The 13,707-nt window shown below is 63.3% G+C and carries 14 protein-coding genes; 9 read left to right on the top strand and 5 right to left on the bottom strand.

The genetic code is table 11. From position 1 onward, the window contains the following. The first annotated feature begins 117 nt into the window (after window positions 1-117). Window positions 118-579, top strand: coding sequence for a glycine zipper domain-containing protein (locus tag IEG05_RS01815; protein ID WP_003303059.1), 462 nt, complete (start codon window positions 118-120; stop codon window positions 577-579). 112 nt (window positions 580-691) lie between these two features. Here the strand turns inward: IEG05_RS01815 and IEG05_RS01810 are convergent, their stop codons facing one another. The 4 genes from IEG05_RS01810 to IEG05_RS01795 form a co-directional block, all read right to left on the bottom strand. After that, a complete protein-coding gene (locus IEG05_RS01810) occupies window positions 692-1,123 on the bottom strand; it encodes an acyl-CoA thioesterase (protein WP_044316037.1) in 432 nt (143 codons plus the stop codon). Window positions 1,124-1,156: 33 nt separating this feature from the next. Continuing rightward, window positions 1,157-2,320 (bottom strand): iron-containing alcohol dehydrogenase, encoded by a 1,164-nt coding sequence (locus IEG05_RS01805; RefSeq protein WP_046618570.1) that lies wholly within the window; start codon window positions 2,318-2,320, stop codon window positions 1,157-1,159. A 207-nt stretch (window positions 2,321-2,527) separates the two neighbouring features. Further along, window positions 2,528-4,318, bottom strand: coding sequence for an acyl-CoA dehydrogenase C-terminal domain-containing protein (locus tag IEG05_RS01800; RefSeq protein ID WP_046618572.1), 1,791 nt, complete (start codon window positions 4,316-4,318; stop codon window positions 2,528-2,530). A 2-nt stretch (window positions 4,319-4,320) separates the two neighbouring features. Further along, the gene (locus IEG05_RS01795) at window positions 4,321-5,559 is read right to left on the bottom strand and encodes a 3-hydroxyacyl-CoA dehydrogenase (RefSeq protein ID WP_046618575.1); all 1,239 of its coding nucleotides are present in this window, start codon (window positions 5,557-5,559) and stop codon (window positions 4,321-4,323) included. Window positions 5,560-5,661: 102 nt separating this feature from the next. Here IEG05_RS01795 and IEG05_RS01790 point away from each other — a divergent pair, with 102 nt between their 5' ends. The 8 genes from IEG05_RS01790 (at window position 5,662) to IEG05_RS01755 (ending at window position 13,078) form a co-directional block, all read left to right on the top strand. Beyond that, on the top strand, window positions 5,662-6,561 hold the full coding sequence (locus IEG05_RS01790) for a LysR family transcriptional regulator (RefSeq protein ID WP_046618576.1): 900 nt from the start codon (window positions 5,662-5,664) through the stop codon (window positions 6,559-6,561). 196 nt (window positions 6,562-6,757) lie between these two features. Beyond that, window positions 6,758-7,606, top strand: a complete 849-nt coding sequence (locus IEG05_RS01785) for an STAS domain-containing protein (protein WP_014821943.1) — start codon at window positions 6,758-6,760, stop codon at window positions 7,604-7,606. Next, complete coding sequence (locus IEG05_RS01780) at window positions 7,606-7,968, top strand: STAS domain-containing protein (RefSeq protein WP_014821944.1); 363 nt, start codon at window positions 7,606-7,608, stop codon at window positions 7,966-7,968. The genes IEG05_RS01785 and IEG05_RS01780 overlap by 1 nt, the downstream gene beginning before the upstream one ends. Beyond that, the gene (locus tag IEG05_RS01775) at window positions 7,965-8,369 is read left to right on the top strand and encodes an ATP-binding protein (RefSeq protein ID WP_003281109.1); all 405 of its coding nucleotides are present in this window, start codon (window positions 7,965-7,967) and stop codon (window positions 8,367-8,369) included. Before IEG05_RS01780 ends, IEG05_RS01775 begins: the two co-directional genes overlap by 4 nt. After that, complete coding sequence (locus tag IEG05_RS01770; protein WP_046618578.1) at window positions 8,366-9,376, top strand: ATP-binding protein; 1,011 nt, start codon at window positions 8,366-8,368, stop codon at window positions 9,374-9,376. Before IEG05_RS01775 ends, IEG05_RS01770 begins: the two co-directional genes overlap by 4 nt. Next, the gene (locus IEG05_RS01765) at window positions 9,369-10,241 is read left to right on the top strand and encodes a sensor histidine kinase (protein ID WP_014821947.1); all 873 of its coding nucleotides are present in this window, start codon (window positions 9,369-9,371) and stop codon (window positions 10,239-10,241) included. Before IEG05_RS01770 ends, IEG05_RS01765 begins: the two co-directional genes overlap by 8 nt. After that, window positions 10,231-12,180 carry a response regulator gene (locus IEG05_RS01760; RefSeq protein WP_046618580.1) on the top strand — a complete coding sequence of 650 codons (1,950 nt, stop codon included), beginning with the start codon at window positions 10,231-10,233 and terminating at the stop codon, window positions 12,178-12,180. The genes IEG05_RS01765 and IEG05_RS01760 overlap by 11 nt, the downstream gene beginning before the upstream one ends. Before the next feature lie 685 nt (window positions 12,181-12,865). Further along, window positions 12,866-13,078 carry a cold-shock protein gene (locus tag IEG05_RS01755; RefSeq protein ID WP_014821949.1) on the top strand — a complete coding sequence of 71 codons (213 nt, stop codon included), beginning with the start codon at window positions 12,866-12,868 and terminating at the stop codon, window positions 13,076-13,078. A gap of 286 nt (window positions 13,079-13,364) precedes the next feature. Here the strand turns inward: IEG05_RS01755 and IEG05_RS23185 are convergent. Continuing rightward, window positions 13,365-13,707 (bottom strand): hypothetical protein (locus IEG05_RS23185; RefSeq protein ID WP_224742646.1); only part of this gene is annotated, 343 nt, incomplete at its 5' end.

Here is a 13,707-nt window from a genome sequence, read left to right as displayed (position 1 = left end):
TAGCGAAATCAAATAGTTAGCAAACGCCAACCGGATCACGCATTTCATCGGAACGCTCTTGCCGCAAGCGCAGCGGCGCGTGAGGATCGCGGCGCAATCCACATACGGGATCACTCCATGAAGTACGCCTCGATTTTCCTGTTATCCACCAGTCTGCTCAGCGCGGCAGCCTTCGCCGGCAGCAACACCGAAGCCGCCGTCGGCGGCGCGCTTGGCGGTGCACTGGGTTCAGTGGTGGGAGAGCATCTGGGGGGCTCGACCGGCGCCACCATCGGTGCCGGCGTTGGCGGCGCGGCTGGTGGCATGGTCGGTGCGGACAAACGCAGCCGTACCGAAGCGGCCATTGGTGGTGGCCTCGGCGCCGCTGGCGGTAATGTCATCGGCCAGCAGGTCGGTGGCAGCACGGGTGGGCTGATCGGCGCAGCCGTGGGCGGCGGCGCTGGCGGCGCGATCGGCAATGCCTACGGCGACGATGATGATGACTACCGGCGTGACCGTCGCTACCGGGATGATCGCCGCTACTACGGCCATCCAGGCAAAGCCAAAGGTCATTACAAGCACAAACACAAGCATCACTGAGGGCCGCAGACGGCAGGCATTGCCGTCTCGCAGCACCACCGCATCGCCCGGACCGGCTCAGCCGTTCCGGGCGATCTCGTTTTTATGGCTTCTGCTGTATGCGCCGAGCGGGTTAACTCAAGGCTTCCAGCGCGGCGCGCAAGCGCCCGGGAATGGCGGTGGGACGGTTGCTTGCGCGTTCAACGAAGACATGCACGAAGCGACCCGCGGCGCACGCCTCCTGCTCACCCTCGCGGAAGATTGCCAGCTCGTATTGCACCGACGAGTTGCCCAGCCTGGCCACCCGCAGCCCGACCTCGATGACGTCCGGATAAGCGATCGACGCAAAGTAGTCGCAGGCGGAGCTGACCACGAAACCGACGATCTCACCGCCCTGGATATCCAGCCCGCCCTGCTGGATCAGATAGTTGTTCACCGCGGTGTCGAAGAAACCGTAATAGACGACGTTGTTCACGTGGCCATAGATATCGTTGTCGTGCCAGCGCGTGGTGATCGGCTGAAAATGCCGGTAATCGTGGCGCAGGTGCTTGGGTTGCTCAGGCATGGGTGGTTTCCGCGTGCAGTGGTAAAAAGGCGCTCAATACGCCGCCTGATAGATCGCCAGCGCATCGGCTTCGGTGACTTCGCGCGGGTTGTTGACCAGCAGGCGCTGCTGCAGCATGGCCTCCTTGGCCAGCTGCGGCAGCATCTCCTCCGGCACGCCGGCATCGCGCAGCCGCGTCGGCAGGCCAACGCGCGCGCTCATCTGCTCGAATTCCTCGATCAGTTGTTCGGCGTAGGTCGATGGGTCGTCCGTGCGCAGCCGGTCGCCGAGGATGATCGGCGCCAGCTCGCCGTAATGCGTGGTCGCCGCGCTGACGTTGAAGCGCAGCACCTGCGGCAACACCAGCGCGTTCGACAGCCCGTGCGGGATATGGAAATGGCCACCCAGCGGATAGGCCAAGGCATGCACCGCCGCTACTGGCGCATTGGCGAACGCCTGCCCGGCCAGGCAGGCGCCGAGCAGCATGGCCTGGCGCGCCTCGCGGTTGCTGCCGTTGTGCACCGCCTCGTCGAGGTTGGCCGCCAAGAGGCGCAGCGCCTCGCGGGCCAGCAGGTCGGACATGGGGTTTTTCTTGAGTGCGCTGGTGTAGGCCTCGATGGCGTGCACCATGGCGTCGATACCGGTGGCCGCGGTCACCGCTGGAGGCAGGCCGAGGGTGAGGTCGGCATCGAGCAGCGCCAGGTCTGGCAGCAGCAGTGGCGATACCACACCCATCTTGGTGGTTTCGCCAGTGGTGATGATGGAAATCTGCGTGACTTCCGAGCCGGTGCCGGCGGTGGTCGGCACCTGAATCAGCGGCAGGCGCTGGCCCTTGGCATTGCCGACGCCGTAGATGTCCTGCAGCGATTGCGCACTGGCCGGATGCGCTAGCAACGCCACCAGCTTGGCGACGTCCATGGAGCTGCCGCCCCCAAAGCCGATGATGAGATCGGCTCCCACTGCCCGGGCCTGCTCCACCGCCGTCATGACGATGTGTTCAGGCGGGTCGGCGATTACCTGGTCGTAGACGGCAACCGGCAGACCCTCGCTTTCGAAGCCAGGCAAGACCTCATTGAGCAAGCCGAAACGGGTAATACCCGGATCGGTGACGACCAATACGGAACGCGCCCCGCGCTCCTTGCAGAGGCTAGCCAAACGGCGAGAAGAGCCGGGCTCACAGATCAATTGCGCGGTTGTGGCAAAGCTGAACGGATGCATGCTGCCTCCTGATTGTTTTTATTCGGCTTTGGCAAAGGCAGTCAACGTGAAAAAAGCGCCCTCACCCCAGCCCTCTCCCGGAGGGAGAGGGGGTAGTTCTGTGTTGTTGCCCAACCGCGGGGCCCGGCCCTCACTCGGTCGACCCCCTCTCCCCTTTGGGGAGAGGGTTGGGGTGAGGGGCTGTCGCACTCGCCCTTCCAACCTCACTCAAAACGCAAAATCCGTCTCCGGCAGCGCCATCAAACATTCGGCCCCACCCTGAATCGCTTCCCGATGCGCACTAGCACGCGGCAGTACACGACGCAGATAGAAATCCGCACTGGCCAGTTTGGCCTGATAGAAAGCCTCTTCACCGGTCCCCTGCTCCAGCGCATCCTGTGCGCTCGCCGCGGCCTGCAGCCACAGCCCGGACAATAAGACATAGGCGGAGTACTGGAGGAAATCCACCGAAACCGCGCCGATCTCCTGCGGATCGCGCCCGGTCACCGCAATGATCTCGGCACTCAGCTCGCGCCATTCGCCGATACGTGCCTGCACCTTGCTGGCCATGTCGTGCAGTGCCGGCCGGTCGATCTGCCGATCACAGACCTCACTGAACTCCGCCTGCAACGCCGACAGCTCTGCACCGCCATCGCCGAGCAGCTTGCGGCGGATGTAGTCCAGCGCCTGGATGCCATTGGTGCCCTCGTAGAGCTGGGTAATGCGGCTGTCGCGCATCAACTGCTCCATGCCCCACTCGCGGATATAGCCGTGGCCACCGTAGACCTGCACGCCGAGGCTGGCGACTTCCTGGCCCATATCGGTGAAGAACGCCTTGACGATGGGGATCAGCAGCGCCGCGCGCTTGCTCGCCGCCTTGCGGTAACTCGACTCTGGATGGCCGTGTTCGAGGTCCAGCTGGCGGGCGCAGTAGGCCGCCAGCATGCGGCTGCCTTCGACCAGCGTCTTCTGGGTGAGCAGCATGCGCCGCACGTCCGGATGCACGATGATCGGGTCAGCCACTTTGTCCGGATGCTGCGCGCCAGCCAGTCCGCGCGATTGCAGACGCTCACGCGCATAGGCCAGCGAACCCTGATACGCCTGCTCGGCGATTCCGAGGCCCTGCAGCCCGACCTGGAAGCGCGCGTCATTCATCATGGTGAACATGCACGCCAGGCCCTGGTTGGGCTCGCCGACGACCCAGCCGGTGGCGCCATCGAAGTTCATCACGCAGGTGGCCGCGCCCTTGATGCCCATCTTGTGCTCGACGGCACCGCAGGACAGCGCGTTGCGAACGCCCGGCGTGCCATCGGCATTTGCGATGAACTTGGGCACCAGCAGCAGGCTGATGCCTTTAACACCGGCCGGTGCATCCGGCAGGCGCGCCAGCACCAGATGCACGATGTTCTCGCTCATGTCGTGCTCGCCGCCGGAAATGAATATCTTGCTGCCGCTGACCTTGTAGCTGCCGTCCGCCTGGGGTTCGGCCTTGGTGCGCAGCAGCGCGAGATCGGTGCCCGCCTGCGGCTCGGTGAGGCACATGGTGCCGCTCCAACTGCCGCTGACCAGCTTTTCCAGATAGGCATTTTTCAGCTCGTCGCTGCCGTGCTTGTACAGCGCCAGCACCGCGCCCTCGGTGAGGCCCGAGTAGATGCGGAAGGACAGCGACGCGCCCATCAGCATCTCGTGAAAGTTGCTGGCGACCAGCTGCGGGAAGCCCTGGCCACCATATTCGGTGGGCCCGGTCATGCTCGCCCAGCCGTTGTCGACGTACTGTTTGTAGGCCTCGACGAAACCCTGCGGCGTGCGGACCTCACCGTTTTCCAGGGTCACGCCCTCTTCGTCGCTGTTGCGATTGAGCGGCGCGATCTCGCCGCCGGTGTAGCGCGCCGCTTCTTCCAGCACGCCGTCGATCAGCTCGCGGTCCAGACCGTTGCCGAGCAGCTCGCAATGGCCGGTGGCGTCGAACAGCTCGTGCAGCACGAAGCGCATGTCACGCAGGGGGGCCTTGTATTCCATGCTCAAGCCTCCTTCTTGTGGTCGGCGAAGCGGCCGCCAAGGGTGGCCAGGCTGTCGATCAGCTCGGCAGACTTCCAGTGCTCGCCGTGCTGCTCGGCCAGAGCATTCAGGCGATCACGAATGGCCGGCAGGCCCTGACGATCGGCCCAGGTCATCGGCCCGCCGACTTCAGCCGGGAAGCCGTAGCCATTGAGATAGACGGTGTCGATGTCGGTACTGGACTCGGCCATGCCTTCCTGCAGAATCTTCGCGCCCTCATTGACCAGCGCCAGCAGGCAGCGCTCGAGGATTTCCTCACTGCCAATCTCGCGACGCTCATAACCGAGCCGCTCGGACTCACGCTGCACCAGCGCGTCCACTTCAGGATCGTGCTCGGCCTGGCGGCTGCCCTCGGCGTAGCGGTAGTAGCCCATGCGCGATTTCTGGCCGAAGCGGCCCAGCTCGCACAGACGATTGTCGACCTGCACCTCAGGCTCATCCTGGCCCTTGCCGGACAGTTCACGGGCGCGCCACTCCAGGTCGATACCGACCACGTCATACATGCGGAACGGGCCCATGGCAAAACCGAAGCCCTGCAGCGCGGCGTCCACCTGATGCGGATAGGCGCCTTCGAGCAGCATCATCCGCGCCTCGCGCACATAGGTGGCGAGCATGCGGTTGCCGATGAAGCCCGGGCAGTTGCCGGCGACCACACTGACCTTGCCCATGCGTTTGCCGAGCGCGGTGGAGGCGTCGAGCACGGCTTTGGAGGTCTTCGCGCCGCGGACGATTTCCAGCAGCTTCATGATGTGCGCCGGGCTGAAGAAGTGCAGGCCTACGACCTGTTCGGGGCGATTGGTGACTGCAGCGATGGCGTCGATATCCAGCGCCGAGGTGTTGCTGGCGAGGATGCCGGCCGGCTTCACGATACCGTCCAGCTCGCGGAAGATCTGCTGCTTGAGTTCGAGGTTTTCGTAGACCGCCTCGATCACCAGATCCACATCGGCCAGCGCCTGGTAATCCGCGGCCTTGCTGATGCAGGCCCAGCGCGCAGCCGCTTGAGTCTCGTCGATCCGCCCCTGGCGCACGTTGTGCGCGTAGGTGTCGGCCACCACGCCCAGCGCCTGTTCCAGCATCTCGGGGTTGTTGTCCAGCCAGCGCACCTGCACGCCGGCGTTGGCCAGGCTCATGACGATCCCGCGGCCCATGGTGCCCGCCCCGATCACGGCGGCGGTCTGGATATCGAAGCGGTCTTGGCTCATTGCAGCTGTCCTCGTTGCAAGGCTGGAAAAACTGGAGACCAACCATAGACGAAGACGCTACTATTTTTGAAATTTAGTCTTGTGATGTTTCGGATTCACCAAATGAATATCTACAACTTCGACCTCAACCTGCTCCGTGTGCTGGACGCCCTGCTGCGCGAGCGCAACGTCTCGCGGGCGGCGGAGCGGCTGTCGCTCAGCCAGCCGGCGGTCAGCAATGCCCTGGCCCGCTTGCGCGAACTACTCGACGACCCGTTGCTGGTGCGTGCCGGCCGAGCCATGCAGCCGACACCAAGGGCGCTGGCACTGGAAGCACCGATCCGCCATGCGCTGCAGCAGATCGAGCACAGCCTGATTGCCGGCGAAGCCTTCGATCCGGCGCGCAGCCACCAGCGTTTCCGCATCGCCGTGACCGACTATGTCGAGCTGATCTGCATGCCCGCGCTGATGCGGCGGCTGGCCGAGCACGCACCCGGCATCCAGCTGGCGATCCAGCACCTGACGCCGACGCTGCCGGTCGAAGCGCTGGACAACGGCGAGGTCGACCTGGTGCTCGGGCGCTTTCTCGAGGTGCCGTCACGCTTTCACGTACGTCGCTGGGCCAGCGAGACGCTGCAGGTGGCGGTGCGGCGCGACCACCCGCTGCTGATGGCGGGGCTGGATCTGGATGCCTTTCTGCGCCTGCGCCACCTGTGGGTGCATGGTGGCCAGACCCGCGGCATGGTCGACCAGTGGCTGGAAGCCCAAGGGCTTGAACGCAAGGTTGTCTACACCACGCCGAACTACCTGCAGGCCGCGCATATCGTCGCCAGCAGCGACCTCGCTGCCGTACTGCCGACCCAGTTGGCACGCTATTTCGCCACGCTGCTACCCCTGCAAACCTTCGATCTGCCGTTCGATCTCGGCACCTTCGCGCTGGATATCGTCAGCGTCGCACAGCGACAGAACGACTCGGCGCTGCAATGGCTGATCGAACAGATCGACGCCGTGGCGCCTGGCTGAGGCGCGAATCGAGCGCAACGAATCTCACGCCTGGCTAATATCCATTTGCTAGTATCTCCCAGCTTTTCCGTCGGGAATTTCCCGAAAGCAGGCGACTGCGGCCGGCTGCGCGGAACATCGCAGCAAGGTGGATATCTACTCTTGCTAATGCGCCATGGTGAACATGGACGATCAAATCAAATCCGGAGCTAGACCTATGGCGGCCCTGCTGCAACGTACCACCGACACCATTACTCGCAATCAGGCCGAACTGCTCAGCAGCTGGAAGTCCGACCTGCAGAATCTGGGCGGCTATCACAACGTCAAGCCCGAAGAACTGGCCCAGCAGACCGTCGACTTCATCCGTCAGCTGATCAGCGGAACGGCAGACGGCTCGGCCGATATCAACGGTCCGGCCTGGGACAGCATGCGCCTGTACCTGGAAAAACTCTCGCGCAGCCGCGCCCTGCTTGGCATGGATTCGCAACAGACCGCGGGCTTCATCTTCGCCATCAAGCGTCCGCTGATGACCCTGCTGCAGAGCGAATACGCCAACGAACCGGCAGTATTCGCCGAGCAGCTGTGGGCGGTATCCGAGCTGATCGACAGCCTCGGGCTGTACACCGTGCGCACCTTCCAGAAGTCCCGCGAAGAAGTGATCAAGCGTCAGCAGGAAGAGTTGCTGGAGCTGTCGACCCCGGTGGTCAAGCTGTGGGACGGCGTGCTCGCCCTGCCGATGATCGGCACCCTCGACTCGCAGCGCACCCAGGTGGTGATGGAGTCGCTGCTGCAGCGCATCGTCGATACCGGTTCGGAAATCGCCATCATCGATATCACCGGTGTGCCGACGGTCGACACCCTGGTCGCCCAACATCTGCTGAAGACGGTCACCGCGATTCGCCTGATGGGTGCCGACTGCATCATCAGCGGCGTGCGTCCACAGATCGCGCAGACCATCGTGCACCTGGGCCTGGACCTGCAAGGCATCGTCACCAAGGCCAGCCTGGCCGACGCCCTGGCCCTGGCCCTGCGCCGTTCCGGCCTCACCGTGACGAAGGCCGTCTAATGGATCGCATACCCATTCTGCGGATGGGCGAGTTTCTGCTCGTCACCATCCAGGTCGACATGCACGACCAACTGGCGATGACCCTGCAGGACGACCTGGCCGAACGCATCAGCGCGACGTCGGCAAAGGCCGTGCTGATCGATATCTCCGCACTGGACATGGTCGACTCCTTCATCGGCCGCATGATCGGCACCATCTCCGGCCTGTCGCGGATCATGGATGCCGAGACCGTAGTGGTCGGCATGCAGCCGGCCGTGGCCATCACCCTGGTCGAACTCGGTCTCGACCTCCCTGGTGTCAGCACCGCATTGAACGTCGAGCGCGGCATGCAGCTGCTGCGCGCCCGCGTGGCCGCGCAATGATCGTGCGCAGCAGCGGCAGCCAGCCGGTGCGCCTCGAACAGGATGTCGTGCTGGCGCGGCAGACCGTGCGCAAGCTGACCCAGGAATGCGCCATGCGCCTGATCGACCAGACCAAGCTGGTCACGGCGGTCAGCGAGCTGGCGCGCAACACCGTGGTCTACGGCGGCGGTGGCGACATGGATTGGCAGCTGATCGAGGATGGCACGCGGGTCGGCGTGCGCCTGACCTTCCGCGACGAAGGCCCGGGCATCGCCGACATCAAGCTGGCCATGACCGACGGCTGGACGTCCGGTAGCGGCCTCGGCCTGGGGCTGACCGGCGCCAAGCGGCTGGTTGACGAGTTCGAACTCGACAGCACGGTCGGCGCGGGCACCCGAATCACCATCACGCGGTGGACATGAACGTTCAGGGAAGCGTCACCCAAGTCCAGCTGATCGAAGACAACAGCCAGATCGGCCACGCCCGCCGGGTCGCCCAGCGGCTGGCCGAACAGCACGACTTCGACACCACCGATGCCGGGCGCGTCGCCCTGCTCGCCACCGAGCTGGGCAGTAACCTGCTCAAGCACGCCGGGCGCGGCGAACTGCACCTGCGCCTAATTCCTGGACGAGAGGGGCGCGGCGTCGAAATCATCGCGGTCGACCGCGGTCCGGGCTTCGACCTCGATCAATGCCTGACCGACGGCTTTTCCACCCGCGGCACCCAGGGCATCGGGCTCGGCGCGCTGGCGCGTCAGGCCCAGGTGTTCGACGCCTATTCCGATGCCCGCGGCTCGGTGGTGCTGGCGCAGCTGTTTCCTCGCGGCGTGCAGCCGCCGCCGTGGCGCTACGGCGTCAGTCAGCATCCCTATCCAGGCGAAACAGCCTGTGGCGACGCCTGGCAGCTGGCCTTCGATGGGCAGCGCTGCAGTGCCCTGGTCATCGATGGCATCGGCCATGGTGAGCTTGCCCAACAGGCCGCACTGGCAGGTGCGGTGGCGTTTGCAGAATCCCCGCTGGATTCCCCCTTCGCCCTGTTCAGCAATATGCACCAGGCGATGAACGGCACTCGTGGCGGCGCCGCAGCCATCGCGCACTTCGACGGCCAGCGTCAGACGCTGGATTTCGCCGGCATCGGCAATATCGGCGCCAGCTTGATCGCTAGCGAGGGCTCGCGTGGCCTGGCCTCGCATCCTGGCATCGTCGGCGTGCGCTTTCGCAAGGCGCATGTCTTCGACTATCCGCTGGGTGAGGCGCGGCTGCTGGTGCTCTACAGTGATGGCCTGCAAACACGCTGGAATCTGCGCGACTACCCCGGTCTCGTTCACCGTCACCCGGCCATCATCGCCGCACTGTTGCATCGCGACTTCTGCCGCGGTCGCGACGACGTGACCGTGCTGGCACTCAATCTGGAGGCTCCCCGTGGCTGATCCGACGTCCCCCGAGACCGGCGACGCCGGCCAGCTCGAACAGCTGCGCCGGGCGAATGAATCGCTGCGCGCCGAACTGGAAGAAACCAATCAGGGTGTACTGGCGCTGTATGCCGAGCTGGACACCCAGGCCGAGCAGCTGCGCCAGGCCTCGGACCTGAAGAGCCGCTTCCTGTCGTACATGAGCCACGAGTTCCGTACGCCGCTGGGCTCGATCCTCAGCATCACCCGCCTGCTCAGCGACGAACTGGACGGCCCGTTGAGCCCGGAACAGCACACGCAGGTGCGTTTCGTCAGCTCGGCCGCCAGCGAGCTGAGCGAGATGGTCGATGATCTGCTCGACCTGGCCAAGATCGAAGCCGGCCGCGTCAGCATTTCCCCGGCGTGGTTCGACATGCTCGACCTGTTCTCGGCGTTGCGCGGCATGTTCCGCCCCATCGTCGAGGGCTCGCCGATCGACCTCATCTTCGAAGAGCCCGAAGGCATTCCGCGGCTCTATACCGATGACAAGAAGCTGGCGCAGATCCTGCGCAACTTCATCTCCAACGCGGTGAAGTTCACGCCCCAGGGGGTGGTGCGCGTGTCGGCACGGATGGAAAACCCGCAGCAGGTCCGCTTCGCCGTCAGCGACACCGGTATCGGCATTGCCCCCGAGCTGCACGACCGGCTTTTCGAAGATTTCGCCCAGGTCGACTCGCCGCTGCAGAAGCGCCTGCGCGGCACCGGCCTCGGCCTGGCGTTATGCAAGCGTTTCGCCGAACTGCTCGGCGGCCGTGTCGGTGTGGAAAGCGAACCAGGCAAGGGCTCGGAGTTCTATGTAGTTCTGCCTCTGGCGATTGATACGGAGCCTTCCGATGGAGCGTGACAGCCGTCTGTTGATCGTCGACGACAACGCGCCGACGCGCTATGCGATGCGCCGGGTACTGGAACGCCATGGCTATCAGGTGCTGGAAGCCGGCACTGGCAGCGAAGGCCTGGAACTGGTGGCCAACGCCGCGCCGGATGCGCTGATCCTCGACGTCAACCTGCCGGACATGAGCGGCTTCGACATCGCCCGCCAGCTGCGCGCCGATGCGAACACCGCCCTGCTGCCGCTGATTCACGTGTCCGCCGCCTCCATCGAGACCAACGACATCATCACCGGCCTCGATGCCGGCGGCGATGCCTACCTGATCCACCCGGTCGACCCCGACGTGCTGCTGGCGACGCTGCGCACCCTGCTGCGGGTGCGCGATACCGAGCGCGCACTGCGTGACAGCGAGGCGCGCTTCCGGGAAATCTTCTTCCATGTCGCCGCGCCCATCGCGGTGCTCGACGCCGAGTTGCAGCTGCACGAGTGCAATCACGCGTTCGAACTGCTGATTGGCGGTGCCAGCCCGGCTTCGCCCCTTTCGCAAAGCGTCGCCGCCGGGCAGGAGACGATTCTCGCCGAGCTGAGCGCACATCTTCAGGCCGGCGAGCGCTGGCATACGCCGCTGCAAATGCAGGTCAACGGCGAGACCCGCGAGACCGAGTGGCAGATTTCCCCGTACCGCGCACAGGGCCTGGGCCTGGTGTTCGTCGAGGACGTAACCGAACAGCGTCTGCGTGAACGCGCACAGCGCCAGGAAATCGCGACTACCACCAGTCAGCTCGCCCACGAGGTCGCCGAGCGAGCGCGCACCGAAGAGCAGCTGCTGCAGGCGCAGAAGATGGACGCCCTGGGCAAACTCACTGGCGGTATCGCCCACGACTTCAACAACCTGCTCACCGGCATCATCACCGGCATCGAGCTGATGAAGCAGCGCATCATCGAAGGCCGCGCCGACAGCGTGCTGCGCTTTGCCGATGCCTCGCTCAGCTCGGCGCGCAGTGCAGCGTCGCTGACCAATCGCCTGCTGGCATTCGCTCGCAAACAGCCGCTGGATGCACGGGCGCTGGATATCAACGAACGCATCCGCTCGCTGCAAGACCTGCTGCGGCGCACAATCGGCGAGCGCATCACACTGACCTTCGACTTCACCGCCGAGCCCGCGGTGGCGCGCGTGGACGTCAGCCAGTTCGAGAGCGCCCTGCTCAATCTGGTGATCAACGCCCGCGATGCGTTGCCCGAAGGCGGGCATATCCGCATCAGTACCTTTCCCTCGGATGGCAGCCAGAAGGCGGAACTCGCGCCAGGGCGCTACATAGGTCTGTGCGTGAGCGATGACGGAACGGGTATCGAGCCCGGCGTGCTGGACAAGGTCTTCGACCCCTTCTTCACCACCAAGCCGCAGGGCCGCGGCACAGGGCTGGGCCTGTCGAGCATCTACGGGTTTGCCCTGCAGTCGGGTGGCGATGCGAGCATTCGCAGCACGCTCGGCGCCGGAACCGAAGTCACCCTCCTGCTGCCCGCCGCCAACGGCGAACAGGCAGCGACGCCCGCCGCAGCGCCGGATAGTTCGATGCGGCTGGTCGGCCACGAGCACGTGCTGGTGGTGGAAGACATGCCCAGCGTGCGCATGCTGATCGCCGAGACGCTGATCGAAGCCGGCTACCGCTGCAGCCAGGCGGGAGACGTGGAAACCGCCCAGTCTCTGCTCGAGGCCGACCCGTCGATTGACCTGCTGCTGAGCGATGTCGGGCTACCCCGTCTTTCCGGTTGCCAGCTGGCCGAATGGGCACGCCGCGAGCGTCCGACATTGCCGGTGGTGCTGATGACCGGCTATGCGGAGAGCGCATCCAGTCGCGAGGGCTTTGTCGATGAGCGCATGGAGCTGGTACTCAAGCCGTTCGAAGGTGCAGACCTGCTGATCAAGATCCGCGGTCTGCTCGACGAAGCCTGACGTTGCCGACCGGCCCTCCACCGCCGCTTAAAGATCACCGATCTGCGCTTGATGCGCATGGCGCGGGCAACAAAAAACCCGCCGAAGCGGGTTCTTTCTGACCTATCCGAATCCTTCCGGCTGCCTTCCTGGCGGTGGTCGATCATCCTGATCCTAAGCACGTCCTGCGCTTCAGAGTGGGCTTAGATTAATCATCAGGCCGCAGGCAATGAAGAGCCAAAAACCGGAATTCTTGTAAGCCTTTCGCTATCGCTAAAACGAACGTGTCGTTTCACTGTCTCGCTTACCAGCCTGGCGGGACAGAAGGCGCCTTTGCGCGGCCACGCACCCCCGCTGCTTTGTCGGCAAGCGATGCTCCCGCTACGAATTATTAGCGTGGAACATTTGTTGAATTATTTCTCTTGCCTCCATAGCTCATACAATATTGATGATTAACAACTAGTTAAACCCTAAATATTTGAATTCGCGAGCTTACTTAAAGGAGCCGATTTATTTAAATCGCAAATAAAAGCTGTACATATATTTAAATCTACGTATATTCGCCCCCACTGCTTCGCAATTAACACTTCGACACCCGGCATGATGTTTCTCTGTTTCATCTCCTCGGTTCGTTTTGCTTCTCGCTTCTCAGTCTCGGCACCGAATGCTTCAGTGCTGCAGCCTTAAAACACCTTGGGAGATACTCATGTCTACTCGTCAAAATGGCACAGTCAAATGGTTCAACGATGAAAAAGGTTTCGGCTTTATTACGCCGACCGATGGCAGCGAAGATCTGTTCGTTCATTATCGTTCAATCGAAAGCACAGGCTTCAAAAGCCTGAGCGAAGGCCAAGCGGTCTCTTTCATGGCTACCAAAGGCCAGAAAGGGATGCAGGCTGATCAGGTTCAAGTCTCCTAAGACGCCTGATACAAAAAAGCCCCGCTTCGGCGGGGCTTTTTTTCGTCCGTAATATCTGACGCAATGGCTTTTCCCATGATCGGGAAATAATGGTGCGAATTCTGAATGTCGCAAATACGCGCGGTCGACGTTCAGCGCCAGCGGCATATGAATACGTCAGAAAAGCAAAAACCCGCCGAAGCGGGTTTTTTCTGACCTTTTCGAATTCCCTTCGATTGCCGTCCTGGCGATGGTCGATCTTCCTGATCCTGAGCGCGTCCTGCGCTTCAGAGTGGGTGTAGATTAATTACACGCCTTGGTAGGTAAAAGGGTCGAACGCCGCAGCCTCTTGTAAGCCTTTTGCTATAGCTGCAGGGGCCAAGGAACTTTCAGACCCAAGGAACGCCTCGCAGTCGCCCTGAAAGGCCCGACGTAGAGCCATCCTGAGCAAGCGAGGCACCGTATCGACGGTGCATCGCTGCGACGAGATCCAAAACGCGCGAAACCTGTCCAGCAGACGTATTAGCAGGCCGTTGAAAAAAGCCAGAGCCCGCGTGGCTCTGGCAAAATGGCGGCCATCCTCTTCTGCCGAAGCCAGCCCAAGCCGATGCGTGGACTCGACCTCAAACAAAACGAGCTGTTCAGTTATA

Source organism: Stutzerimonas kunmingensis, assembly GCF_014764705.1.
GTDB lineage: Bacteria > Pseudomonadota > Gammaproteobacteria > Pseudomonadales > Pseudomonadaceae > Stutzerimonas.
Note: the sequence above shows the minus strand (reverse complement) of the source record. Positions and strands in the feature narration are given on the sequence as shown.